The sequence below is a fragment of the Pseudomonas sp. BIGb0381 genome, assembly GCF_024809815.1.
Lineage (GTDB): Bacteria > Pseudomonadota > Gammaproteobacteria > Pseudomonadales > Pseudomonadaceae > Aquipseudomonas.
Genome location: NZ_JANUEN010000002.1, coordinates 734,671 through 759,096, shown reverse-complemented (window position 1 = coordinate 759,096; position 24,426 = coordinate 734,671). Strand labels below are relative to the sequence as shown.

The following is a 24,426-nucleotide window of genomic DNA, read 5'->3' as shown; positions in this document are numbered from 1 at the left end:
TGGCCATGCTCTGGGAAAAGTAAGCGGCCAGCATATTCCAGGTGCATGCAGACCACTAGGCAGCGATCTCTTGAGGCTTGTGACGCAGTTGGTGATTTCGCCAGGTCATCGGGTTGACGCCCTCGCTGCGCGTGAACATATGGCAGAAATGCGCCTGGTCGCAAAACCCGCACTCCAGGCTGATTTGCGTGAGGCTCAAGGAGGAACCGGTGATCAGTTCCTTGGCCCGCTGGATGCGCTGCTGGCGTATCCATTCCTGGGGCGACAGCCCGGTGGTGCACTTGAATGCGCGGGAAAAATGGCTGCGCGACAGGGCGCAGGCTTGGGCCAGGTCGGCAATCGCCAGGCTTTCGCCGAGGTTGGCGAGGATCAATTGCTTGGCGATCCGCTCGCGCCGGGGGCACAGGCCGCCGGTAGCGGATAAGCGAGGAGCACAGTACGCAGGTCGGGCCATGACGAATATCCGCAGTCGATGGGAGCGTTCCCGGTGAATGGATGCAGTGTAGACCGGCTCATTTTTGGCGCCGCACCGTCTGGCTGGCGAGTTAATCGTTGTTAATTTCGCCAGGTTCGGTCACGAAAAAGACAGCACAGGCATGCAATCCAGGCAGTGTTTTGCCTGCTTAGCTGGCAGCCTGCTAACCGTTTGGATACCGCCATGAACCGCAACGACCTGCGCCGCGTCGATATGAACCTGTTGGTGATTTTCGAAGCGCTGATGTTCGAGAAGAACCTGACCCGGGTCGCCGAAAAGCTCTTCATGGGCCAACCGGCGGTGAGCGCGGCCTTGGGTCGGCTGCGAGATTTGTTCGACGACCCGTTGCTGCTGCGCAACGGCCGGGGCATGGAGCCCACGCCGCGCGCCGTGGCGATACTCAAGGAGCTGCAACCGGCCATGGACACCATTTCAGGCGCAGTCAGCCGCGCCAAGGACTTCGACCCCTCCACCAGCTGTGCGGTGTTCCGCATCGGCCTGTCCGACGACGCCGAGTTCGGCCTGTTCCCGCCGTTGCTCAGCCAACTGCGTGAAGAAGCCCCGGGCATCATCGTGGTGGTACGCCGCGCCAATTACCTGCTGATGTCCGCATTACTGGCCAGTGGCGAGATCTCGGTAGGCGTGAGCTACACCACTGAACTGCCGGCGAATGCCAAGCGCAAGAAACTGCGGGACATTCCCTGCAAGGTACTGCGCGGTGATGACGGCGTTGAACCGCTGACCCTCGACGACTATTGCGCGCGGCCCCATGCGATGGTGTCGTTCTCGGGAGACTTGAGCGGCAATATCGACCTGGACCTGGCGCGTATCGGCCGTGCCCGCCGGGTGGTGCTGGCGGTGCCGCAATTCAGTGGCTTGCGGGCGTTGCTGGCCGGTACACAGATTATTGCGACGGTGCCGGACTATGCGGCGTGTGCGTTGACCGAGGGCACGGCGCTGCGGGCAGAGGATCCGCCGTTTGCGATTGATGCGGCGGAGTTGTCGATGGTGTGGAGTGGGGTGCATGACAATGACCCGGCGGAGCGGTGGTTGAGGGGCAGGATTGCGCAGCATATGGCGGGAGGGGGGTGAGCTTGGCGGCTTCTGGGCCGACCGGAGTTGTGAGCCTGGTGTACTCGGTTAAATGTGCATAACCCCCCAACCCCGACTACCGGTCCTTGTAAGAAATTTCCCAAAAGAGTACAAATGTACTCCATGACAACCCTGACCCCCCGCCGCACCGCCATCCTGACCTTCATCCGCGACCGTATCGCGCAGCAAGGCCAACCCCCCAGCCTCGCCGAGATCGCCGAGGCGTTCGGCTTTGCCTCTCGCAGCGTCGCGCGTAAACACGTAGTGGCCCTGACCGAGGCCGGCTTCATCGAGGTCAACCCCAACCAGGCGCGTGGTATCCGTTTGCTCAACCAGCCCATGCGCCCGGAGTGGCTGGATGTCCCGGTGCTCGGCCGAGTGGCAGCAGGCCTGCCCATCGGCGCGGATGCCGAAGTGCACAGCCGCCTGCAACTCGACCCCGCTACTTTCGCGAAAACCCCGGATTACCTGTTGCGGGTGCAAGGTGATTCGATGATCGAAGACGGCATCCTCGACGGCGACCTGGTGGGCGTCCGCCGCAGTGCCGAAGCCGTGAACGGGCAGATTGTGGTGGCGCGCCTGGACGGCGAAGTCACCATCAAGCGTTTCGAACGCAGTGGCGAGCGTGTGCGTCTGCTGCCGCGTAACCCCGCATACGAACCTATCGTGGTAGGCCCCGACCAGGACCTGGCCATCGAAGGGGTATTCTGCGGCCTGGTGAGGCAAGGCTGATGGGCGCCGTGATTGCACTGGACACGCTGTTCAATGGCGGTCGCGTCTGGAAAGGCCGGCCTGCCGCGCCCCCGGCCAGCGTACACCCCACGGGGCTGGCGGCGCTGGATGCGGTGCTGCCCACGGGCGGCTGGCCGGAGTCGGCCTTGAGCGAAATCCTCATGGCCATGGAAGGCGTGGGCGAACTGCAACTGGTGCTGCCGACCCTCGCGCGATTATCGGCGGCGGGGGAGCGCATTGTGCTGGTGGCGCCGCCCTACACCCCGTACCCCCACGCCTGGCAGAACGCCGGGGTGGATTTGCGCCAGCTGTCGGTGGTCCAGGCCGAGGCGCGCGATGTGTTGTGGGCGGTGGAGCAGTGCCTGCGCTCCGGCAGTTGCGGCGCGGTGCTGTGCTGGCCGCGCAAGGCGGATGACCGCGCCTTGCGTCGCTTGCAGGTGGCCGCGGAAACCGGGCAGACCCTGGCGTTTGCCTGGCGCGCCTTGAGTGAAGCGATCAACGCTTCACCCGCCGCCCTGCGCCTGGCCGTCGAGGCCAAACCTGCCCAGGTGCGGGTGCTCAAGTGCCGGGGCGGTTTGGCTCACCCGGCGCCGATTGCACTGGCGGGGCACTGAGGTTGCCATGCGCTGGGTGTGTATTGTCTTCCCGCAATTGGCGCTGGACGGGGTGCAGCGCCTGCACCCCGAGCCCGACCAACCCCTGGCGCTGCTGGCCGGCACGCCGCAGCGGCGCGTGCTGCAAACCGTCAATGACGCCGCCCGCGCAGTGGGCCTGCGTCCCGGTCAATCGCTGACGGCCGCCCATGCCCTGGCCAAGACCTTTGCCAGCGCCGAATACGACCCCGTGCAAATCGAACGCTGGCAGCAATTCCTGGCGGCCTGGGCCTACCGCTTCAGCTCCCAGGTCAGCGTGTATTACCCGCGCGCCTTGTTGTTCGAGATCGAATCGAGCCTGGGCCTGTTCGGGCCTTGGCCACAGTTCGAGGCACGCTTGCGCCAGGAACTGACCGAGCTGGGCTTTCGTCACCGTATCGTCGCCGCGCCCAACCCGGCGGCGGCGCGGGTGCTGGCCAATCTCTACGATGGCTTGGCCGTGGCCGATGAGGATGCGTTGCTCCAGGCCCTGGCGCCATTGCCCATCGACCGCGCCGGCTTCGACCCGCAAGCGGCCACCGCGTTGTCGCGCATGGGCCTGCGTACCCTGGCCCAGGTACAGGCGTTGCCCCGGCACACCCTGGCGCGGCGCTTTGACGCCGGCCTGCTCAAGCACTTGGATGCGTTGACCGGGCAACGACCATTGGCCTTGGCGTTCTATCAGCCGCCGGACCAGTTCGATGTGCGCATCGAGTTGAATTTCGATGTGCAATCCCACCAGGCCTTGTTATTCCCCCTGCGGCGTTTGACCGGCGACCTCTCGGCCTTCCTCTGCGGTCGCGACAGTGGCGTGCAACGCTTCGACCTGCACCTGGAACATGCCCAGGCGCCGGACAGCGTGATCAAGGTCGGCCTGCTCAGCGCCGAGCGCGAACCGGCGATGCTGTTCGAACTGGCCCGTGGGCGCCTGGAGCAGGTACAGGTCACTTCACCGGTGCGCGGCTTTCGCCTGGTGGCCCAGGACCTGCCGGTGTTCGTGCCGCAACGCCAGGACCTGTTCGACGATCGCCCGCAACAGACCTTGCCGTGGGAGCAACTGCGCGAACGCCTGCGGGCCCGCCTGGGGGATGAGGCGGTGCAAGGCCTGCGCTTCCATGCCGACCATCGCCCCGAATGCGCCTGGCAAATGGCGGCGGATAAAAGCCCGTGCGTCACCTTGAACAAGGTCCAGCGTCCCGGCTGGTTGCTTAACGAACCGACCTTGCTGGCCGAGCAGGGCGTGCAGATCCTCATGGGGCCGGAGCGCATCGAATCCGGCTGGTGGGACGGCGCCGATATTCGCCGCGACTACTACCTGATCCGTACCCGCGCCGGCCAGCAAGGCTGGGCCTATCGCAGCGTGGGGCAAAGCGATGGGCTGTGGCTGCAAGGCTGGTTCGCATGAGTCCCCATAGGCTGCAACCGGCCTTCTGTAGGAGGCGGTGGCCATGAGTTACGCCGAGCTGCATTGCCTGACGAACTTCAGCTTCCAGCGCGGTGCCTCCAGCGCGCTGGAGTTGTTCGAACGGGCCAAACGCCAGGGTTACAGCGCCCTGGCGATCACCGATGAATGCACTTTGTCGGGCATTGTGCGGGCCTGGCAGGCATCGAAGGCGGTGGGCTTGCCGCTGATTATCGGCAGCGAAGTGCGCATCGAGAACGGCCCGAAACTGGTGCTGCTGGTGCAGGACCTCAGCGGCTACCAGTCCCTGTGCCGCCTGATTACCCTGGCCCGCCGCCGCGCTGAAAAGGGCAGTTATCGCCTGCTGCAAGAAGACTTCGAACGCCCCCTCAACGGCCTCCTGGCGCTATGGATTGCCGAAGACAGCGACACACAGGCCTCCATTCAGTGGTTGTGCCGTACCTTCGCCGAACGCCTGTGGCTGGCGGTGCACCTGCACTGCGGCCAGGACGATGCGCGGCATCTGGAGCAACGCCTGCAACTGGCCGCCAGCCTGCATATCCCGGCTGTGGCCTGCGGCGATGTGCATATGCATGCGCGCGGCCGCCGCGCCCTGCAAGACACCATGACCGCGATCCGCCATCACGTGCCGGTGGCCGAAGCCGGCACGCGCCTGCATCCCAATGGCGAGCGCCACCTGCGCAGCATCGAGGCGCTGGACGCGCTGTACCCGCAAGCCTTGCTCGACGAGACCCTTAACATCGCGCGCCGTTGCACCTTCGACCTTGGCCAGTTGCGCTATCACTACCCGCGCGAGCTGGTGCCCGAGGGCCATGACGCCAAATCCTGGCTGCGCGCCGTCACCGAAGAAGGCATCGCCCAGCGCTGGCCGCAAGGAGTCGACGCCAAGACCTTGCAGCAGATCAACAACGAACTGGAACTGATCAGCGAGCTGGGCTACGAAAGCTACTTTCTCACCGTGCACGACATCGTGCGCTTCGCGCGCAGCCGTTCGATCCTGTGCCAGGGGCGCGGCTCTGCGGCCAACTCGGCGGTGTGTTTTGCCTTGGGGATCACCGAGATCAACCCGAGCCTGATGAACATGCTGTTCGAGCGTTTCCTGTCGCGCGAGCGCAACGAGCCGCCGGACATCGACGTCGACTTCGAACACGAACGCCGCGAAGAAGTGCTGCAGTACGTGTTCCAGCGCTATGGCCGCACGCGCGCGGCGCTGACGGCGGTGGTCAGCAGTTACCACGCAGCCGGTGCGGTGCGCGATGTGGCCAAGGCCCTGGGCTTGCCGCCGGACCAGATCAACGCGCTGGCCGAATGCTGCGGACGCTGGAGTGACGATGCGCCGCCCCTGGAACGCTTGCGCGAAGGCGGCTTCGACCCGGACAGCCCGATCCTGCGCCGCGTACTGACGCTCACCCAGCAACTGATCGGTTTTCCCCGGCACCTGTCCCAGCACCCCGGTGGCTTCGTGATTTCCGAGTACCCGCTGGACACCCTGGTACCGGTGGAAAACGCCGCCATGGCCGAGCGCACCATCATCCAGTGGGACAAGGATGACCTCGACGCCGTGGGCCTGCTCAAGGTGGATATTCTCGCCCTGGGCATGCTCAGCGCGATCCGTCGCTGTTTCGATCTGCTGCGTCGCCATCGCCATCTGGACTTTTCCCTGGCGACGATCCCCAAGGAAGACCCGGCCACCTACGCGATGATCAGCAAGGCCGACACCATTGGCGTGTTCCAGATCGAGTCGCGGGCGCAGATGTCGATGTTGCCCAGGTTACGGCCGCAAAAATTCTACGACCTGGTGATCGAGGTGGCCATCGTGCGCCCCGGGCCGATCCAGGGCGGCATGGTGCATCCGTACCTGCGCCGACGTAACGAAGAGGAGCCCACCACCTATCCGTCGCCGGAGCTTGAGGCGGTGCTCAAGCGTACCCTGGGCATCCCGTTGTTCCAGGAGCAAGTGATGCAGATCGCCATGGTCGCCGCCGACTACAGCCCCGGCGAGGCCGACCAGTTGCGCCGTTCCATGGCCGCCTGGAAACGTCACGGTGGCCTGGAACCGCATCAAGCACGCCTGCGCACCGGCATGCTGAAGAATGGCTACACCGAGGCTTTTGCCGCGCAGATATTCGAGCAGATCAAGGGCTTTGGCAGCTATGGTTTCCCCGAGTCCCACGCCGCCAGTTTCGCCTTGCTGACCTACGCCAGTTGCTGGCTCAAATGCCATGAGCCGGCGGCCTTCGCCTGTGCGCTGATCAACAGCTGGCCCATGGGTTTCTATAGCCCGGACCAGATCCTGCAGGATGCGCGGCGCCATGGTTTGCAGATCCGTCCGGTGGATGTGCAGGCCAGCGACTGGGATTGCAGCCTGGAACCCATAGACGGCCAGCAACCGGCGATTCGCATGGGCTTGCGCATGATCTCGGGGTTTCGCGAAGAGGATGGGCGGCGTATCGAAGCCGCCCGCCAGCGCCGGGCGTTCAGCGACATTGCCGACCTGGACCAGCGCGCCGACCTGGAGGCGCGTGCCCAGGCCTTGCTGGCGGATGCCGGGGCTTTGCGCGCGCTGGCCGGCAATCGGCATACGGCGCGCTGGGCCGTGGCTGGGGTGCATAAGCAGCTAGGGTTATTTGCAGGCCTTCCCAGCCCCGATGAAGCACGGGTGGAACTGCCAACACCGACGGTGGGCGAGGACCTGCATGCCGATTACGCCCTGCTCGGCACCACCCTTGGCCCGCATCCGTTGGCGCTGTTGCGCGCCGAGCTGCGTAAACGGCGCTGCCGCAGCTCGAACGAACTGATGGCGGTGGAACATGGCCGCACTGTCAGCGTTGCCGGGCTGGTGACCGGTCGCCAGCGTCCCGGCACTGCCAGTGGCGTGACCTTTGTCACCCTCGAAGATGAATTCGGCAACCTCAACGTGGTGGTCTGGCGCGACCTGGCCGAACGTCAGCGCCAGGTCTTGGTGGGTTCGCGCCTGCTCAAGGTGGACGGACGCTGGGAGGCGGTGGGCGAGGTGCGGCACCTGATCGCCGGGCGCCTGACCGACCTGACGCCGCTGCTGGAAGGCATCACGGTGCGCAGCCGGGATTTTCACTGAGGCCGGTAGCGCTTGCGGTGATTAACCCCTAATTTATACAAAATGAAACCATCGACCCTTGATGCGCTCAAAAAATTGCGACTGTCCTTTCTCTGCGCAGAGCCGAACGATGCAATTCTTATCCAATCCCCACGGCTGTGAAGGTTGGGCCGGCGAAATGGCCCAGCGAATTCGCGCATTTGACTGGTCAAGCACCGACCTGGGACCGCTTGACCGCTGGTCCACCAGCCTCGCCTGTACCGTGCAGATGATGCTGGCGTCCCCCGTGCCCATGGTGATGCTGTGGGGCCGGGCCGGGTACATGATCTACAACGACAGCTATTCGGTGTTCGCCGGTGGCCGCCATCCGTATTTGCTCGGCTCGCCGGTGGAGCTGGGTTGGCCGGAAGTGGCCGACTTCAACCGCCATGTGGTGGACACCTGCCTGGCCGGCGGCACCTTGTCGTTCAACAACAAGGACCTGGTGCTGCTGCGCAACGGCCAGCCGGAAACGGTGTGGCTGGATCTCTACTACAGCCCCGTCCCTGGCGACGACCAGCAACCGGCCGGCGTGCTGGCGATTGTGGTGGAGACCACCGCCCATGTGCATTCCGAACGCTTGCGCCAGGAGCTGACCCATAACCTGGAGCAGCGCGTGGCCGCTGAAGTCCAGGCGCGTTCCGCCGCCGAAGACCAACTGCGCCAGGCGCAAAAGCTCGAGGCCATCGGCGGCCTGACCGGTGGCGTGGCCCATGACTTCAATAATCTGCTGCAAGTGATCGCCGGCAACCTGCATTTACTGGCCCGCCATGAACCGGAGAATGCCCAGGTACAGCGGCGCGTCACGGCGGCCATCGCGGCGGTGGAGCGTGGCGCCAAACTGTCGTCGCAACTGTTGGCCTTTGCCCGTCGCCAACCGTTGTCACCGGCCGTGTATAACCCGCAGCGCATCTATGCCGGGCTGGGCGAGTTGCTGCAACGCGCACTCGGCGAAACCATTCATATCGATGTGCAGTTGCCGCAGGACTCCTGGTGCATCAACGTCGACCGCAACCAGCTGGAAAATGCGTTGCTCAACCTGGCGATCAATGCCCGCGATGCCATGAAAGGCGAGGGCGTGATTCGCATCACCGGCGAAAACATCATCCTCAACCCCAGGGATTGCATCGGCAAAAGCATCAAGCCGGGCGAGTATGTGCGCCTGGCCGTCACGGACATTGGCGTGGGCATGCCGGCGACGATCCTGGCGCGGGTGTTCGAGCCGTTTTTCACCACCAAGCGCAACGGCCACGGCACCGGTCTTGGCTTGAGCATGGTGTTTGGCTTTGTCCGGCAAAGCGGTGGGCATGTGGACGTGTGGAGCGAGGAGGGCAAGGGCACCGTGGTGCAAATGTACTTTCCGCGCAGCCTGGGCGAAGAAGTCCAGGAGACTCACCCTGAACCCGTGCCGCACGACGTGGGCCAGGAGACCATCCTGGTGGTCGAGGACAACGAGGACGTACGGGTGATCGTGGTGGATCTGCTCGAACAGGCGGGCTACACCGTGCTGACCGCCGAGGATGGCGACCGCGCGATGCAAGCCTTGCAGGACGGGGCGCGGCCCGACCTGATCTTCACCGACGTGGTGATGCCCGGCCGCGTCAAAAGCACCGACCTGGCCGACTGGGCCCGCGCCCAGTCGCCACCGGTGGCGGTGCTGTTCACCTCCGGGCACACGCGGGACATTCTCTCCAGCAATCACCTGCTCAGCGCTGACATTCACCTGCTGAGCAAACCCTACAGCCCCGAGGCCCTGACGCAACGGCTGCGCAGCGTGCTCACCGCCAGACAAGGTTGTTCATGACTTCACAGCGCACCCTCCCCCCGATCACTGCCCAGCACCTTGGATTTGTACGGGTGCGCGGCGCCCGCGAACACAACCTGAAGAACGTCGACGTGGATATTCCCAGGGATGCCCTGGTGGTGTTTACCGGCGTCTCGGGCTCGGGCAAGTCGTCCCTGGCGTTTTCCACGGTGTATGCCGAAGCCCAGCGCCGCTATTTCGAATCGGTGGCGCCCTATGCGCGACGGCTGATCGATCAGGTCGGCGTGCCCGATGTGGACAGTATCGAAGGACTGCCCCCCGCCGTGGCTTTGCAACAGCAGCGCGGTACGCCGAGTGCGCGTTCCTCGGTGGGCAGTGTCACCACCTTGTCGAGCCTGATCCGCATGTTGTATTCGCGTGCCGGCAGCTACCCGGCGGGACAAGCGATGCTGTACGCCGAGGACTTTTCGCCGAACCTGCCCCAGGGCGCGTGCCCGCAGTGCCATGGCCTGGGGCGCGTGTATGAAGTGACCGAGGCGCTGATGGTGCCCGATCCGTCCCTGACCATCCGCCAGCGCGCAGTGGCGTCCTGGCCCTTGGCCTGGCAGGGCCAGAACCTGCGCGACATCCTCGTGACCCTGGGCTATGACGTGGATGTTCCGTGGCGCGACCTGCCGAAAAAGCAGCGCGACTGGATCCTGTTCACCGAAGAAACCCCGACCGTGCCGGTGTATGCCGGCTTCACCCCCGAGCAGACCCGCGAAGCGCTGAAACGCAAACTGGAGCCGAGCTACCAGGGCACCTTCAGCGGCGCGCGGCGCTACATCCTGCACACCTTCAGCCACACGCAAAGCGCGCTGATGAAGAAGCGTGTCTCGCAGTTCATGCAAGGCAGCGCCTGCCCGTTGTGCGATGGCAAGCGGTTGACCAAGGCGGCGCTGTCGGTGAAGTTTGCCGGGGTGGACATTGGTGAGTTGTCGCAACTGTCATTGACGCAATTGGCCGCGTTGTTGCGGCCGGTGGCGGCGGGGCAGGACAAGATGAAGCTGTCGGTGGAAAAACGCCTCGCGGCCCAGCGCATCGCCGAGGATCTGCTGGAGCGGGTCAGTACCTTGATCGAGTTGGGGTTGGGCTATCTGTCCCTGGAGCGCAGCACGCCGACCCTGTCGTCCGGGGAGTTGCAGCGCTTGCGGTTGGCCACGCAATTGGGCTCGCAGTTGTTCGGGGTGATCTATGTGCTGGATGAGCCTTCGGCAGGCCTGCACCCGGCGGATGGCGAAGCGTTGTTCACCGCGCTTGAACGCTTGAAAGCGGCGGGCAATTCGTTGTTTGTGGTCGAACATGATCTGGAAACCATGCGCCGCGCCGACTGGCTGATCGATGTGGGCCCGGCCGCGGGTGAACATGGCGGGCAAGTGCTCTATAGCGGGCCGCCTGCCGGCCTGGCGGACGTCGAAGCCTCGCAGACCCGGGAATATCTGTTTGCCGACAAGCGCCCTGCGAGTCAGGCGCGCCGTGAACCCACCGGCTGGCTGAGCCTGGAAGGCGTCACGCGCAATAATCTCAAGGACCTGAGCGTGGATTTCCCGCTGGGCTGCTTTACGTCGGTCACCGGTATTTCCGGCTCGGGCAAGTCCAGCCTGGTCAGCCAGGCGCTGCTGGAGTTGGTCGGCAGCGGCCTCGGCAGCCGGGTGGACAGCGACGAAGAACCGAGCCTGGAAGACGACGCCCCGCAAACCAGCGGCGGACGCATCGGTGCCGGCTTGGAGCATATCCGTCGCCTGGTGCAGGTGGACCAGAAACCCATCGGCCGCACCCCGCGTTCCAACCTGGCGACCTACACCGGTTTGTTCGACAACGTGCGCAAGTTGTTCGCCGCGACGCCTGCGGCGAAGAAGCGCGATTACGACGCCGGGCAGTTCTCCTTTAACGTCGCCAAGGGCCGTTGCCCGAACTGCGAGGGCGAGGGTTTTGTCAGCGTTGAATTGCTGTTCATGCCCAGCGTGTACGCCCCGTGCCCGACCTGCCACGGCGCGCGCTACAACCCCGAAACCCTGGCCGTCAAATGGCAAGGCTTGAACATCGCCCAGGTGCTGGGGCTGACCGTGGAACAAGCGGTGGAGGTGTTTGCCGAGCAGCCGGGGGTACTGCGCTCGCTGCAAGTGCTGCGGGATATCGGCCTGGGTTACCTGCGCCTGGGGCAGCCGGCGACGGAACTGTCCGGCGGCGAAGCGCAGCGGATCAAACTGGCCACCGAGCTGCAACGCAACGCCCGCGGCGCGACGTTGTACGTATTGGACGAACCCACCACCGGGCTGCACCCACGGGATGTCGACCGCTTGCTCAGCCAGCTCAATCATCTGGTGGAGGCGGGGCATACGGTGGTCGTGGTGGAGCATGAAATGCGCGTGGTGGCCCAGAGCGACTGGGTGATCGACATCGGGCCGGGGGCAGGGGATTTGGGCGGCAAGGTGGTTGCCAGTGGGACACCGCAGAAGGTGGCCAAAAACAAAACCAGCCGCACCGCACCGTTCCTGGCTCGAGAGCTTATCTAACCGGCGGTGTGGTTCAAATGTGGGAGGGGGCAAGTCGAATCGTCGCACCGCCCCTCCCGCATTTTGCTCAGCGTTGGGTCAGTTGGATCTGTGCCTTGGCCTGCTTCACCACGTTCTCAACCGTAAACCCGAACTTCTCCTGCAACTTCGCCAGCGGCGCCGACGCGCCGAAGCTGTTCATCACCACCTTGGCGCCGGTTTGGCCGACATAGCGGTCCCAGCCCAGTGGCCCGGCCTGTTCCACCACCACCCGGGCCTTCACTGCCGGTGGCAAGACACTGTCGCGGTAGGCCTGGTCCTGGTCTTCGAACAGTTCCCAGCTGGGCATTGAAACCACCTGCGCGGCAATCCCTTCGCTTTTCAACTGCTCATAGGCTGCAACCGCCAGGCTGACTTCACTGCCCGTCGCCAACAGAATCACTTTAGGATCATCAGCCCCCGCCAACACATACGCGCCCTTGGCCGCACCCGACGCCGCCGCATACTGCGTACGATCCAGCGTCGGCAGCGGCTGGCGGGACAGCACCACGCAACTTGGCCGGTGGGTTTGCGCCAGTGCGACCTTCCACAGTTCCAGGGTTTCATTCGCGTCGCCGGGGCGCAGGGTCAGCAACCCCGGCGTGGCCCGCAGTTGGGTCAAGTGTTCGATGGGCTGGTGGGTTGGCCCATCTTCGCCCACGCCAATCGAGTCATGGGTGAAGACGAACACCACCGGCAACTCCATGATCGCGGCCAGGCGGATCGGCGGCTTCATGTAGTCGCTGAACACCAGGAACGTCGAGGTGTACGGCCGCAGGTAGGACAGCGCCATGCCATTGGCAATCGCGCCCATGGCGTGTTCGCGGATGCCGAAGTGCAGGTTGCGCCCGCTGTAGTCGTCGGCACTGAAGCGCCCGGCACCGTCGAAGGTGAGGTTGGTCTTGGTCGACGGCGACAAATCCGCCGAGCCGCCGAGCAACCAGGGGACGTGCTGGGCAAACGCATTCAGCACTTCGCCACCGGCGGCGCGGCTGGCGACGCCCTTGGCGTCGGTGTCGAAGCGAGGCAGGTCATCCTGCCAGTGCTCCGGCATTTCGCCGGCACGCATGCGGCGCAACTCGTCGGCCAATGCCGGCTCGGCTTGCTCAAGCTGCGCCAGGTGCTGGTTCCATGCTTCATAGAGCGGCCGGCTGCGCTCCAGCAGCGCATCACGCAACACACTGCGGGCTTCGTCCGGTACCAGGAAACTGGAGTCTTCGGGCCAGCCATACGCGGCCTTGGTCAGGCGAATTTCATCGTCGCCCAACGGCTCGCCATGGGCGGCGGCGGTGTTGTGTTTGTGCGGCGAGCCATAGCCGATCACGCTGTCGACCACGATCAGGGTCGGCGCGCCGGTGTTGCGCTTGAAGGTGTTCAGCGCCTCGCTCAAGGCCTGCAGATCATTGGCATCGGTGACGTGCAAGGTGTGCCAGCCATAGGCCTGGAAGCGCTTGATCACGTCCTCGCTGAAGGCCAACTCGGTGTGGCCTTCGATGCTGATGGTGTTGTTGTCGTAGATCCAGCACAGGTTATCCAGCTTCAAGTGCCCGGCCATCGACGCCGCTTCGCTGCTGACGCCCTCCATCATGTCGCCGTCACCGCACAGGGTGTAGACGTTGTAGTCGAACAGCACGCGGCCGTCGCGGTTGAAGCGCTTGCCCAGCCAACGCTCGGCCATGGCCATGCCGACGCTGTTGGCGCAGCCCTGGCCCAGCGGCCCGGTGGTGGTTTCCACGCCGGTGGTCATGCGGTACTCGGGGTGCCCGGGGGTCTTGGAACTCATCTGCCGGAACTGCTTGATGTCGTCCAGGCTGATCGCCGGTTGCCCCGAGCGTTTGCCATGGGCATCGATCTCGACCACGCCGGCCAGGTGCAGCAGCGAATACAACAGCATTGACGCATGTCCCACCGACAACACAAAGCGATCACGGTTGGGCCAGTCGGGATGCTCGGGGTGGTAACGCAGGAAGCGACTCCACAGCGTATAGCCCACCGGCGCCAGGCCCATAGGCGTGCCGGGGTGGCCGGAGTTGGCCTTCTGCACGGCGTCCATGGCCAGGGTGCGCAGGGTGTTGATGCATTGGGTGTCGACAGCAGTGGCAGCGTGAGTCATGAAACCGTTCTCCCTCGGGTGGCGATCTACAGTTGAGGGCAGGGTGTGGCAAAGGTTTGATCCCATTGCCTGCGCCGCGACGAACGGGGATGGATTGAGCCTAAACATGACAAGACCGGTTGGAATGGGCTAGCTTCAAGGGTGTAGGCCATTGATCAACTTGCGGAGGTACGCCATGCCAGTGAAACACGACCTGTATCAGGATTTGGGGTTGAGCAAGGAAGCCGTTCACGAACGCAGGGCGAGCGACAAACGCCTGGACTCGCTGCTCACTCAATACGACGCTGCCGACGGGGAGGTGTTGAAGGCGGAATCGGCCAAAGCCAGCGATGAGGATGTGGAGAAGCTGAAAAAGAAACGGCTGTTGGTCAAAGACGAGATCGTGGGGCGATTGGGTTAAATGAAAATCTGACCCACCGGTAGGAGCGAGATTGCTCGCGAAGAACGTCAACGATTACGCAGCTCTTCTGATTTAACGCGGCGTTCTCAAGTTTTTCGCGAGCAAGCTCGCTCCTACAAAAAGCACAGCGTATTTATTCAGAATTGCCTTAGGGGCATCATTCACGCCACTGTCTATGATGCCGCTCGCCCACCCGGCTCAGGGGACTGTTGCGGCGCAAGGATTGCGCCGGTGAGCCGGGTGGCACTTGCTGTTTTTACGCCAGCAGTGTCCGGGTGCATTCATCCATCGAACGCTGCTGCGTCTCGCCATACAACTTCAATTCATCAATCGTCTTGCGCCCCAGGGCCTTCTCGAACTCGGCCTGGTTCGAATTGACCGCGTAGTGACTCTGCGCCGCGTCCCCCAGGTTCGACTGGAAAATCCCCGCCGCACTCACCGGCAGGAAATCCTCATACACCAACGGTTCGACATCCACATGGCCGGCGGCGACCAGTGCCTCCAGCGTGCGCGGTTGATCGGCCTGGCCGCGTGCTGCCAGGCCTTTTTCCGTGGCGAAGTAGCGGAAGTAGGCGAGGCCCTGTTCACGCATTTGCGCGTGGGTATCCGGGAAGGCCTGGAAGTGCTGCTCCATCAATTGCATGTAGCGCGCGGCATTGCCCTCGTTGGGGAACGCGCCCAGTTCGTCCCGCGCGGCATTCAGCAGTTGGTCGTACAGTGCGCGGCCTTTGGGCGTCAGCGCCACGCCACGCTGTTCGATTTCACCGAAGCGCGCGCTATGGCTGCCCTGGGCATCGATGAAAGCGATGGGTTCGTCGAGGGCCTTGAAGCTGGTCTGGCGCAACAGGATCGGGCACTGGCGGCGGGGTGGACCTTCGATCACGGCCTTGGGGGTGATGCCCTTGCCGGGCATGGCGGCCTGGACCTGATCGATGTCCAGGGTGCGCGGGGTCAGATGGTTGATGTGCGGGCCCTTGAAGGCCACCACATCGGCGATCAGGCGGTGCTGGTCGCTGAGTTGCTGGTACTGCGCGGCGGTCACGGTCGCGGTGTGGTGCCAGCGGAAGGTTTCCAGGGCCTGGCGCACAAACTCATCGGCATCCTCAGCAGTGAGGCCGCCGTCTTTCTCCGATTGCTCGATCAGCGCCAGGGCGCGGGGGGTGAAGATCGAGCGCTTGGCCAGGGCGGTTTCGGCAAACGCACGCAGCTCGGGATTTTCGATCAGCTCCAGGCGCAGCAGCGAGGTGAACACGCGAAACGGGCTGGTTTGCAGCGCGCGTTCATGCACGGCGCGGAAGGCGGTGGAGTGCACCGGTACGCCGGCGGGGGTCAGGTCGTAGTAGCCCACCGGCTGCATGCCCATCACCGCGAACAGGCGGCTGATGGTCGCCAGTTCCGCCGCAGTGCCCAGGCGGATGGCGCCATGGCGTTCCATGTCCAGGCGTTGGATCTCGCCGGTGCGTTGCAGCTGGTGCGCCAAGCCCGGTTCGGTGTCGAGTACGTGGGTGTTGGTCTCGGCGACCAGCTCCATCAGCGCGCCATACAGGGGAACTTCATCTCGGTACATGTCGGACATGGCCTTGGAAAAGCCCTTGCGGATCTCGTCGGGGCTGACATGTGCGGTGGTGTGCATAGAAAAATTCCTGATGGCGATGGAGATGGGTGGAGATGGGCGCGGCCTGTGCCTGGATTTTGTTGGGCTGTGGGCGGGCGTGCAAACGAAGAATCCTCTGGACTTCATTCTGCAAATGAATGAAATGACGTGAATATGACAAAAAACGGCGGCAGGAAAATTTCATTTTCCAGGCGCTTTTCTAAAGAAAGCTTCACGAGGTCCGCCCGGGCCAGCATGAAAGAATCGTCACGTTTGCAGAGCCCACGATGGGTTTGCACGCCAAGCACGATAAAAAAACATTCAGGGGCCGCAGTTAATGAAAATTTCTACACTGGCGTTGTCGATCACGGCCGCCGTTCTTGCGCAACAGGCTTACGCTGATGACTTCGGGCTCGGCTCGCTGGGCACGGGCAATGGCCACAGCGGCTTTCTCGAAGACAGCCATGCGTCCGTCAGTTCGCGGACCATGTACTACAGCGCGGATAACCGCTCGGGGACCAACAACGACTTGCGCGAAGCGGCAACCGCGCTGCGTTTCGACTACAAATCCGGTTTCACCCAAGGCACCGTTGGCCTGGGTTTTGACGTGATGGCCTTCGGCGCCCTGCGCCTGGACGGTGGCGATGGTCACGCCGCAGGCCCTGGCCTGGCGGGTAATGGCAACAGCTTCTTCCCGACCAGGAACAACGGCACCGAGCCGGCGGATGCCTTCGGTCGCGCGGCCGGCAACGTGAAGTTCCGCATTTCCCAGACCGAGTTGCATGTCGGGGGTGGTTTGGCGCCGGTGCTGCCGATCCTGGTCTCCAACGACAGCCGCGTGGCGCCGCAAACCTTTGACGGCGGCATCCTTACCTCCAGCGATATTCCCAACGTCACCTTCACCGGCGGCGAGCTGAACCGCGTCGAAGGCCGTGCCTCCAGCAACTCCACGGGCTTGAGCGTGGCCGGCGGTACGCGCGACAGCGACAGCTTCAAATTCGGTGGGGTGGACTACAAGCCGTTTGGTTCGTCCGACAACGCCATCGCGAAAAACCTGACGTTGCAGTACTACTACGCCCAGTTGCAGGACTTCTACAAACAGAACTACTTCGGCCTGGCCCACGTGCTGCCGCTGGGCAATGACCAGTCGTTCAAGACCGACCTGCGTTACTTCGACAGCAGCAGCGATGGCAGGAATGGCCAGAGTGGCTACCAGTTCAACAACAACGGCGGCTACGCCAAGCACGCGAACGAAGTGGACAACAAAACCTACAGTGCCGCGTTCACCTACCAACTGGGCGGCAGCAGCTTGATGCTCGGCCACATTGGCGTGGGTGACGATGGCGGCTTTGTGTGGGTCAACCAGGGCAGCCTCGCCGATCCGCACGCCCAAGGAGCCGGCGGCAGCGACTTCTACCTGTTCACCGATGCGGTGGTGGGCCAGTTCTCCCGGGCGGGCGAGCAGGTCAACTTCGGGCAGTACTCGTATGACTTCAAGGCCTACGTGCCGGGCCTGAAAGCGTCCGTGGCCTACCTGGACGGTACGGATATCAAGTCGAAGGTCGCCGGTGGCCCTGACCAGAAAGAAAACGAAACGGACTTGCGTCTGGACTACGTGGTGCAGGCCGGTCCTCTGAAAGGCTTCGGTACCACCTTGCGTACCGGTACCTATCACGGCAAAAACACCGGCACCGCCGACCAGGACCAGACCCGCCTGATCTTCAACTACACCTACGCCATCTTCTAAGTCTTCATGTGCACCCGGGCGTCATTGGGCTCTACACTGCTCCTCACCTGGTAGGCGATGGAGGACCCGATGACGGCCACACCCGACACCCGAATACTGGACACGATTGAAGGCCAACGCCTGGCGACGCAGGATGCCGAGCGTTGGCGCGAGTGGGGCCCCTACCTGAGCGAACGCCAATGGGGCACGGTGCGCGAAGACTACAGCGCCGACGGCGACGCCTGGGCTTACTTCCCTCATGAGCATGCGCGCAGCCGCGCCTATCGATGGGGCGAGGATGGCCTGGCCGGTTTCAGCGACAAAGCGCAACGCTGGTGCCTGGGCCTGGCCCTGTGGAACGAGCGCGACGCGATCCTCAAGGAGCGCCTGTTCGGCCTGAATAACGCCGAGGGCAACCACGGTGAAGACGTCAAGGAGCTGTACTTTTTCGTCGACGGTGTGCCCAGCCATGCCTACATGCGCATGCTCTACAAATACCCCCATGCCGCCTTTCCCTACGCCGACCTGATCGCCGAGAACGCCCGTCGCGGGCTGGGCGATGCCGAGTACGAGATCCTCGATACCGGCGTGTTCGAAGACAACCGCTACTGCGATATCAGCGTCGAATACGCCAAGCACCAGCCTGACGATATTTTCATGCGCGTCACCGTGCACAACCGTTCGCAGCAGCCGACGCGCCTGCAGGTGTTGCCGCAGGTGTGGGCGCGCAATGACTGGAGCTGGACCTTCGATGCGCCCAAGCCGCAGTTGAGGCTGGAGGGCGAACACGTGCTGGCCCGTCATCATGAACTGCCCGATCGGCAGCTCAGCGCCTGGGGCCAGGACGGCCTGGAATGGCTGTTCTGTGAGAACGAAAGCAACTTCCCGTTGCTCGACGGGCAACCGGCGCCGGGGCCGTTCAAGGACGGGATCAACGATTACGTGGTCGAAGGGCTGGACGCTGCGATTCGTCGCGACACCGGTACCAAGGTTGCCGCGCGCTTTATCCTTGAGCTGGCGGGGCTGCAAAGCAAAAGTCTTTACCTGCGCTTTGCGCCCGTTGATGCGCCCGAGGTCAGCGCGCGCAAACTGTTTGAACAGCGTCGCCAGGAAACCGATGACTTCTACGCCGCCTTGCAGCAAGGCATCGCCGATGACGACGCGCGCAATGTGCAGCGCCAGGCCCTGGCCGGCTTGCTGTGGTCCAAGCAGCTGTATTATTTCGATGTGAACCAGTGGCTCGACGGCGACCCGGCCCAGCCCGCGCCACCGCCCGAGCGCCTGCATATCCGCAATACCCATTGGCGGCACCTGTCCAACTTCGACATCCTCTCCATGCCCGACACCTGGGAATACCCGTGGTACGCCTCCTGGGACCAGGGTTTCCAGGCGGTGGCGTTTGCACTGATGGATCCTGGGTATGCCAAGCAACAGTTGTTATTGCTGGTGAAGGACCGCTTCATGCACCCCAACGGCCAACTGCCGGCCTACGAGTGGCGTTTCGACGACGCCAACCCACCGGTGCATGCCTGGGCCAGCTGGCGCGTGTATCAGCAGGACAAGGCGCTGACCGGTGTGGGCGATCTGGATTTCCTTGAGCGGATCTTTCACAAGCTGCTGCTGAATTTTTCCTGGTGGGTCAACCGCAAGGACGCCGAAGGCCGCAACCTGTTCCAGGGCGGTTTCCTGGGGCTGGACAATATCGCCTTGTTCGACCGTTCGGCCGACTTGCCGCCGGGTTATCAGCTCGATCAGGCCGACGGCACCGCCTGGGTGGCGGCGTATGCGCTGGACTTGATGCGCATCGGCCTGGAGCTGGCCAAGCGCAATGTCGTGTACGTCGATATTGCGGTGAAGTTTTTCGAGCACTTCCTGTACATCGCCGGCGCCATCAACCGTGTCGACGACAGCGCCGAAGGCCTGTGGGACGAGCAGGACCTGTTCTTCTATGACGTACTGCACCGTCCCGACGGCCAGAACGAGCCGGTGCGCCTGCGCTCCATCGTCGGCCTGATGCCGTTGTTTGCCGTGCTGGTGCTGGAACAGCGCGAACACGAAGGGCTGGCGGGGTTGCGTGAACGGCTGTTGGGTTTCATGCATCACCGGCCGGACCTGGCCAAGCTGGTGTCGCGCTGGAACGAACCGGGGCAGGGCAATCGCCTGTTACTCGCGCTGTTGCGTGGCGAACGCACCAAGGATCTGCTGCGGCGCATGCTCGATGATGACGAGTTTCTCTCGGCCTTTGGCGTGCGTTCCCTGTCCAAGGCGTTCGCCGAGCAGCCATTGGCGCTGAAGATGAATGGCGACACCCTGTGCGCCCGTTACCAGCCGGGGGAATCCGACTCGCGCTTGTACGGCGGCAACTCCAACTGGCGCGGGCCATTGTGGATGCCGGTGAACTACATGCTGATTGAATCGCTGCGCGAATTTCACCGCTATTACGCGGACAACTTCTCGGTGGAATACCCGACGGGCAGTGGGTATCTGGCATCGCTGGAGGAAGTGGCCGACAGCCTCAGTCAGCGGTTGACCCGCTTGTTTCTCCGGGATGAAAACGGTTCACGACCGTCGATGGCGGGGTATGCGCAGTTGGAGGCGGACCCGGCCAGTCGTGACCTGGTGTTGTTCCATGAATATTTCCATGGCGAGACGGGGCGGGGGTTGGGGGCTTCGCACCAGACCGGATGGAGTGCGTTGGTGGCGTTGCTGCTACAGCCCAAATGTGGGAGGGGGCGTGCCCCCGATAGCGGTGAATCAGTCAACTGATGAAGCGACTGACAAACCGCCATCGGGGGCAAGACCCCTCCCACAGGGATTCAGGGTTGCCCGTGAATCAGGAAGGGAACAGTTCGCTCAGCTTCATGGCCAGCATCATGTCGCCTTCGGTGCGCAGCTTGCCGCCCATGAAGGCCTGCATGCCGTCAGTGGAGCCGTCGACGATGCCTTCCAGGGTCTCGCTGTCCATGACCAGAGTCACCTGGGCGTCCGGGTTTTCGCCTTCTTGCAGTTCGCAGGTCTTGTCTTTGACCACCAGGGAAAAGTTCTTGGTGTCGTCGATACGGAAACCGAACACCAGGTCCAAGCCTTCAGCAGCGCTTGGGTTGAATTTGGCTTTCATTGCTTCTACAGCTTTGGCTACGTCAGTCATGGTTTCGATCCTTTTATGGTGAGTCCAGTGACCTTGGGGTCACGGTTGGCCGCACTTCATCGGAAGGTGATGAGTTGCGGCGCCTTCAACAGTTGCAAGTGGGTGTGACTGTTGAAGGAAGCCAGTGCCACCTCGCGACCGCGGAATTTCAGCTGGTTGAGCGAGGTGTTAACAATTTGCCAGTTCAGTTCGAAGGCCTGGGCGGCAGGCATCCGGGTAATCAGGTGGAGCAGGGCGGTGATGGTGCCGCCGGAGGTGAACACGGCGATCTTCTGCGTGTTGTCTGCCGCTTCAAGAATGCGTTGCAGGCCACCCTGGACGCGCTCCACGAAGCCCAGCCAGCTTTCCAGCCCTGGCGTGTCATAGGTGCCGGCCAGCCAGCGCTCGATGATCAGGGCGAAGATGCGTTGGAACTCGCTGCGGTTTTGCGCGGCGTTGCGCAGGATGTCCAGGGCTTCGGGTTCGGTGGTGAGCAGGTCAGGGAGCAGGGCGCGGATGATCGCGTCGGCGTCGAATTCGTTGAAGGCGCTGTCGGTTTCCAATGCAGGAACAGGCACGCCGAGGGTGTTGTATTGATCGAAGGCGGCAGTGGCCGTGTGTTGCTGGCGGCGCAGGTCGCCGGCTATGCAGCGGTCGAACACCAAGCCCATATCCGCCAGGTGGCGGCCGAGCACTTGCGCTTGTTCCACGCCAACGGGCGACAGCACGTCATAGTCGTCTGCACCGAAGGAGGCCTGGCCATGTCGAATCAAATAGATGCTGCCCACGTCCGTTTTCCCGGTACGTTGAAAGTCTGGCGAGGTTATGAGGATGCCAGGGAGCTGTCAATGAAAAAACATACGCTTGTTTTAAAACCTCGTTAGAGCGCGCATCTGCTGGCGGTTTGAGCACTGGCCGCCCGGCGATCCCGTCGGTATGCTTGGCCAATCCGCGCCTGGCGCCGTGCATTTTTAAGGAGACACATGGATTTTTTGGCTGAATACGCGAGCTTTCTGGCGAAGACCGTCACCCTGGTGGTCGCTATTCTGGTGGTCTTGATCAGCTTCGCGGCACTGCGCAGTAAAGGTCGCCGCAAAGCCGCCGGCCAACTGCAGGTCAGCAAGCTCAATGACTTCTATAAAGGCCTGCGCGAGCGCCTTGAGTCGAGCTTGCTCGACAAAGAGCAACTCAAGGCCCTGCGCAAGTCCGAAAGCAAAGCCGAAAAGAAGAACAGCAAGAAGAAACCCGAGGTCAAACCACGGGTGTTCGTGCTGGATTTCGACGGCGACATCAAGGCCTCGGCCACCGAGAGCCTGCGCCATGAAATCACCGCACTGCTGAGCCTGGCCACGCCCAAGGATGAAGTGGTGCTGCGCCTGGAAAGCGGCGGTGGCATGGTGCACAGCTACGGCCTGGCATCGTCGCAACTGGCGCGTATCCGCCAGGCTGGCGTACCGTTGACCGTGTGCATCGACAAGGTCGCGGCCAGCGGCGGCTACATGATGGCGTGCATCGGCGAGAAGATCATCAGCGCACCGTTTGCCATCCTCGGCTCCATAGGCGTGGTGGCGCAGTTGCCCAACGTCAACCGCCTGCTGAAAAAGCACGACATCGACTTTGAAGTGCTGACCGCCGGCGAGTACAAACGCACCCTCACGGTCTTTGGCGAAAACACCGAGAAGGGCCGCGAGAAGTTCCAGGAAGACCTGGATATCACCCATCAGCTGTTCAAGAACTTCGTCTCGCGTTATCGCCCACAGCTGGCGATTGACGACGTAGCGACCGGAGAAGTGTGGCTGGGTGTTGCCGCGCTGGATAAGCAACTGGTCGACGAACTGCAAACCAGCGACGAATACCTGGCCACCAAGGCCAAGACCGCCGAGGTGTTCCACCTGCACTATGCCGAGCGTAAAAGCCTGCAGGAACGGGTGGGCCTGGCGGCCAGCGGCTCTGTAGACCGCGTGCTGCTGACCTGGTGGAGCCGCCTGACCCAGCAACGGTTCTGGTAAGCCTCTTTGGGGTATAGGTAATACCTGTGGGAGGGGGCTTGCCCCCGATGGCGGTGGGTCAGTTACAGTTGTATTTACTGACACACCCTCATCGGGGGCAAGCCCCTTCCCACATTAGTTCGGTGTGGGAAGGGGCTTGCGCATCAGCCTCCCCACCACCAGCGCTCCGAGCAATCCCAATAACCCTGCCACCCACAACACCCTGCTGAACCCGTCCACAAACGCCTGCTGCGCCAGCGGTTGCACCACAGCCCGTGCGGGTTCCGGCAATAAGCCCATTGCCGCCGGCATATCCCCAGCCACTACCCGTGAAGCAATGCCCGCCACCTGCGCCTGCCATTGCGGGTCGATACTTGCGCGCAACAATTGCTCGCTGTGGCTGCTCAGCAGTGCCCCATACACACCAATCGCCAGCATGATCGCGCTGAACCGCATGGTGGTGCTCATGCCCGAGGCCATCCCTGCACGGTCCCGTGGCACGCAGGCCATGATGTTTTTCTGCGTATCGCCGTTGAGTAAACCCGCACCGGCCCCCGTGACCGCAATAGCCAATGCAAAGGGCAGGTAACCACCGATATTCACGGCCCAGGCGCTCAAAAGGTTGCCGCCGCCTACGAGGGCCAAGCCGGTTGCCATCATCGTTGCCGGCGCGAAGCGAGCCGACAGGCGTGCGCCGATTCGTGGGCATACCAGCATGGTCAAGGCGAACGGCAGCATGCCCAGGCCCGAGATAATCGCGGAGAAGCCCAGGCCGTTCTGCAGATAGAACGGCAGTAACGTCATCATCACTTGGGCGCAGCCGGCATAGGCAAACATCCCGAGCAAGGCGCCGATAAAGCGCGGGTGGCGAAACAGTTGCAGGTCCACCATGGGCCGCTGCTGCACACGTTCGACCCCTATAAATACACCCAGCAACACCGCGCCGCCGATCAGGCGCACATAGGTCAGCGGGTTATCCCAGCCGATGCGGTTGGCCTCGATCAGGCCCCAGATCAAGCACAACAGGCTCGCGCTGAAGGCCAGGCTGCCCCACGGGTCGAGGCGGGCGGATTGGGTATCGCGGGATTCCGGAATCGCGCGCAGTACCAAGGCCATCAGCGCCAGGCCCACGGGCAGGTTGAGGTAGAAAATCCAGCGCCAACCCAGGTACTCGGTGATCAACCCGCCCAGGGTCGGCGCGGCCGTCATCGCCACGCCCATGCAGGCACCCCAGAATGCCCAGGCTTTGGCCCGCTCCACTTCATCGTGGAAGGTGTGGCCAATGGAGGCCAGGGCTGACGTGAGCAATAACGCTGCGCCGACGCCCTTTATCGCGCGGGCGATATCCAGCCACAACGCACTCGGCGCCGCCCCGCAGCCGAGGGAGGCGAGGATAAAAATACTCAGGCCCCAGACCAGGGATTTCTTGCGCCCGAACCGGTCGGCAACGCTCCCGGCCGGCAGCAACAAGGCGGCAAACGCCAGCATATAGGCGCTGACCACCCATTCGATATCGGCAAAGTTAGCCCCCAGGTCGCGAGCGATGCTCGGCAGCGTCACGGCGACGATATTGGTGTCGAGCACGATCAGCGAGCAAACGCCGGACGCGGTCAGCAACGTCAGGCGTGGGCTGACCCGGCTCATGATTGAATTACCTTGCAGGCAATAGGA

Annotated in this window: 17 protein-coding genes; 11 read left to right on the top strand and 6 right to left on the bottom strand. The window is 63.2% G+C overall.

Translation table 11 applies throughout. The features are described 5' to 3' along the window. Positions 1-55 precede the first annotated feature (55 nt). Positions 56-454: a helix-turn-helix domain-containing protein gene (locus tag M2397_RS09705; RefSeq protein WP_090403294.1), complete on the bottom strand. Its 399-nt coding sequence runs from the start codon at positions 452-454 to the stop codon at positions 56-58. A 204-nt stretch (positions 455-658) separates the two neighbouring features. Here M2397_RS09705 and M2397_RS09700 point away from each other — a divergent pair, with 204 nt between their 5' ends. The 7 genes from M2397_RS09700 (at position 659) to uvrA (ending at position 11,789) form a co-directional block, all read left to right on the top strand. Next, on the top strand, positions 659-1,567 hold the full coding sequence (locus M2397_RS09700) for a LysR family transcriptional regulator (protein WP_131699267.1): 909 nt from the start codon (positions 659-661) through the stop codon (positions 1,565-1,567). A gap of 114 nt (positions 1,568-1,681) precedes the next feature. After that, positions 1,682-2,299 (top strand): transcriptional repressor LexA, encoded by a 618-nt coding sequence (gene lexA / locus M2397_RS09695; RefSeq protein WP_131699268.1) that lies wholly within the window; start codon positions 1,682-1,684, stop codon positions 2,297-2,299. Further along, on the top strand, positions 2,299-2,913 hold the full coding sequence (imuA, locus tag M2397_RS09690) for a translesion DNA synthesis-associated protein ImuA (protein ID WP_259242747.1): 615 nt from the start codon (positions 2,299-2,301) through the stop codon (positions 2,911-2,913). Before lexA ends, imuA begins: the two co-directional genes overlap by 1 nt. A 7-nt stretch (positions 2,914-2,920) precedes the next feature. Further along, the gene (locus M2397_RS09685; RefSeq protein WP_259242746.1) at positions 2,921-4,336 is read left to right on the top strand and encodes a DNA polymerase Y family protein; all 1,416 of its coding nucleotides are present in this window, start codon (positions 2,921-2,923) and stop codon (positions 4,334-4,336) included. Between the two features lie 43 nt (positions 4,337-4,379). Beyond that, positions 4,380-7,451: an error-prone DNA polymerase gene (locus tag M2397_RS09680; RefSeq protein ID WP_259242745.1), complete on the top strand. Its 3,072-nt coding sequence runs from the start codon at positions 4,380-4,382 to the stop codon at positions 7,449-7,451. A 109-nt stretch (positions 7,452-7,560) separates the two neighbouring features. Continuing rightward, the gene (locus tag M2397_RS09675; RefSeq protein WP_259242744.1) at positions 7,561-9,273 is read left to right on the top strand and encodes an ATP-binding protein; all 1,713 of its coding nucleotides are present in this window, start codon (positions 7,561-7,563) and stop codon (positions 9,271-9,273) included. Continuing rightward, positions 9,270-11,789 carry an excinuclease ABC subunit UvrA gene (gene uvrA, locus M2397_RS09670; protein ID WP_259242743.1) on the top strand — a complete coding sequence of 840 codons (2,520 nt, stop codon included), beginning with the start codon at positions 9,270-9,272 and terminating at the stop codon, positions 11,787-11,789. The genes M2397_RS09675 and uvrA overlap by 4 nt, the downstream gene beginning before the upstream one ends. Positions 11,790-11,856: 67 nt before the next feature. Here the strand turns inward: uvrA and tkt are convergent, their stop codons facing one another. Beyond that, a complete protein-coding gene (tkt, locus tag M2397_RS09665) occupies positions 11,857-13,920 on the bottom strand; it encodes a transketolase (protein ID WP_259242741.1) in 2,064 nt (687 codons plus the stop codon). Positions 13,921-14,095: 175 nt separating this feature from the next. Between tkt and M2397_RS09660 the strand changes: the two genes are divergently transcribed. Then, the gene (locus tag M2397_RS09660; protein WP_053128262.1) at positions 14,096-14,320 is read left to right on the top strand and encodes a DUF465 domain-containing protein; all 225 of its coding nucleotides are present in this window, start codon (positions 14,096-14,098) and stop codon (positions 14,318-14,320) included. 256 nt (positions 14,321-14,576) lie between these two features. Here the strand turns inward: M2397_RS09660 and M2397_RS09655 are convergent, their stop codons facing one another. Continuing rightward, complete coding sequence (locus M2397_RS09655) at positions 14,577-15,953, bottom strand: VOC family protein (protein WP_259242740.1); 1,377 nt, start codon at positions 15,951-15,953, stop codon at positions 14,577-14,579. Between the two features lie 298 nt (positions 15,954-16,251). Between M2397_RS09655 and M2397_RS09650 the strand changes: the two genes are divergently transcribed. Continuing rightward, on the top strand, positions 16,252-17,661 hold the full coding sequence (locus M2397_RS09650) for an OprD family outer membrane porin (RefSeq protein WP_167655799.1): 1,410 nt from the start codon (positions 16,252-16,254) through the stop codon (positions 17,659-17,661). Between the two features lie 69 nt (positions 17,662-17,730). Then, positions 17,731-20,406, top strand: coding sequence for an MGH1-like glycoside hydrolase domain-containing protein (locus tag M2397_RS09645; RefSeq protein WP_145337504.1), 2,676 nt, complete (start codon positions 17,731-17,733; stop codon positions 20,404-20,406). 67 nt (positions 20,407-20,473) lie between these two features. Here the strand turns inward: M2397_RS09645 and M2397_RS09640 are convergent, their stop codons facing one another. Beyond that, positions 20,474-20,788, bottom strand: coding sequence for an SCP2 sterol-binding domain-containing protein (locus tag M2397_RS09640; RefSeq protein ID WP_005788868.1), 315 nt, complete (start codon positions 20,786-20,788; stop codon positions 20,474-20,476). Between the two features lie 56 nt (positions 20,789-20,844). Beyond that, the gene (locus M2397_RS09635) at positions 20,845-21,555 is read right to left on the bottom strand and encodes a histidine phosphatase family protein (RefSeq protein ID WP_167655800.1); all 711 of its coding nucleotides are present in this window, start codon (positions 21,553-21,555) and stop codon (positions 20,845-20,847) included. 195 nt (positions 21,556-21,750) lie between these two features. Here M2397_RS09635 and sohB point away from each other — a divergent pair, with 195 nt between their 5' ends. After that, entirely contained in the window at positions 21,751-22,776 is a 1,026-nt protein-coding gene (gene sohB, locus M2397_RS09630; protein WP_131699279.1) for a protease SohB, read from the top strand. A 114-nt stretch (positions 22,777-22,890) separates the two neighbouring features. Here sohB and M2397_RS09625 read toward each other — a convergent pair whose 3' ends face one another. Then, positions 22,891-24,399 carry an MFS transporter gene (locus tag M2397_RS09625; protein WP_259242739.1) on the bottom strand — a complete coding sequence of 503 codons (1,509 nt, stop codon included), beginning with the start codon at positions 24,397-24,399 and terminating at the stop codon, positions 22,891-22,893. Positions 24,400-24,426 lie beyond the last annotated feature (27 nt).

Excerpts from the sequence above, each read along its gene's own strand:
- M2397_RS09705 (WP_090403294.1), bottom strand. The coding sequence starts at position 454 with ATGGCCCGACCTGCGTACTGTGCTCCTCGCTTATCCGCTACCGGCGGC.
- M2397_RS09700 (WP_131699267.1), top strand. The coding sequence starts at position 659 with ATGAACCGCAACGACCTGCGCCGCGTCGATATGAACCTGTTGGTGATT.
- lexA (WP_131699268.1), top strand. The coding sequence starts at position 1,682 with ATGTACTCCATGACAACCCTGACCCCCCGCCGCACCGCCATCCTGACC.
- imuA (WP_259242747.1), top strand. The coding sequence starts at position 2,299 with ATGGGCGCCGTGATTGCACTGGACACGCTGTTCAATGGCGGTCGCGTC.
- M2397_RS09685 (WP_259242746.1), top strand. The coding sequence starts at position 2,921 with ATGCGCTGGGTGTGTATTGTCTTCCCGCAATTGGCGCTGGACGGGGTG.
- M2397_RS09680 (WP_259242745.1), top strand. The coding sequence starts at position 4,380 with ATGAGTTACGCCGAGCTGCATTGCCTGACGAACTTCAGCTTCCAGCGC.
- M2397_RS09675 (WP_259242744.1), top strand. The coding sequence starts at position 7,561 with ATGCAATTCTTATCCAATCCCCACGGCTGTGAAGGTTGGGCCGGCGAA.
- uvrA (WP_259242743.1), top strand. The coding sequence starts at position 9,270 with ATGACTTCACAGCGCACCCTCCCCCCGATCACTGCCCAGCACCTTGGA.
- tkt (WP_259242741.1), bottom strand. The coding sequence starts at position 13,920 with ATGACTCACGCTGCCACTGCTGTCGACACCCAATGCATCAACACCCTG.
- M2397_RS09660 (WP_053128262.1), top strand. The coding sequence starts at position 14,096 with ATGCCAGTGAAACACGACCTGTATCAGGATTTGGGGTTGAGCAAGGAA.
- M2397_RS09655 (WP_259242740.1), bottom strand. The coding sequence starts at position 15,953 with ATGCACACCACCGCACATGTCAGCCCCGACGAGATCCGCAAGGGCTTT.
- M2397_RS09650 (WP_167655799.1), top strand. The coding sequence starts at position 16,252 with ATGAAAATTTCTACACTGGCGTTGTCGATCACGGCCGCCGTTCTTGCG.
- M2397_RS09645 (WP_145337504.1), top strand. The coding sequence starts at position 17,731 with ATGACGGCCACACCCGACACCCGAATACTGGACACGATTGAAGGCCAA.
- M2397_RS09640 (WP_005788868.1), bottom strand. The coding sequence starts at position 20,788 with ATGACTGACGTAGCCAAAGCTGTAGAAGCAATGAAAGCCAAATTCAAC.
- sohB (WP_131699279.1), top strand. The coding sequence starts at position 21,751 with ATGGATTTTTTGGCTGAATACGCGAGCTTTCTGGCGAAGACCGTCACC.
- M2397_RS09625 (WP_259242739.1), bottom strand. The coding sequence starts at position 24,399 with ATGAGCCGGGTCAGCCCACGCCTGACGTTGCTGACCGCGTCCGGCGTT.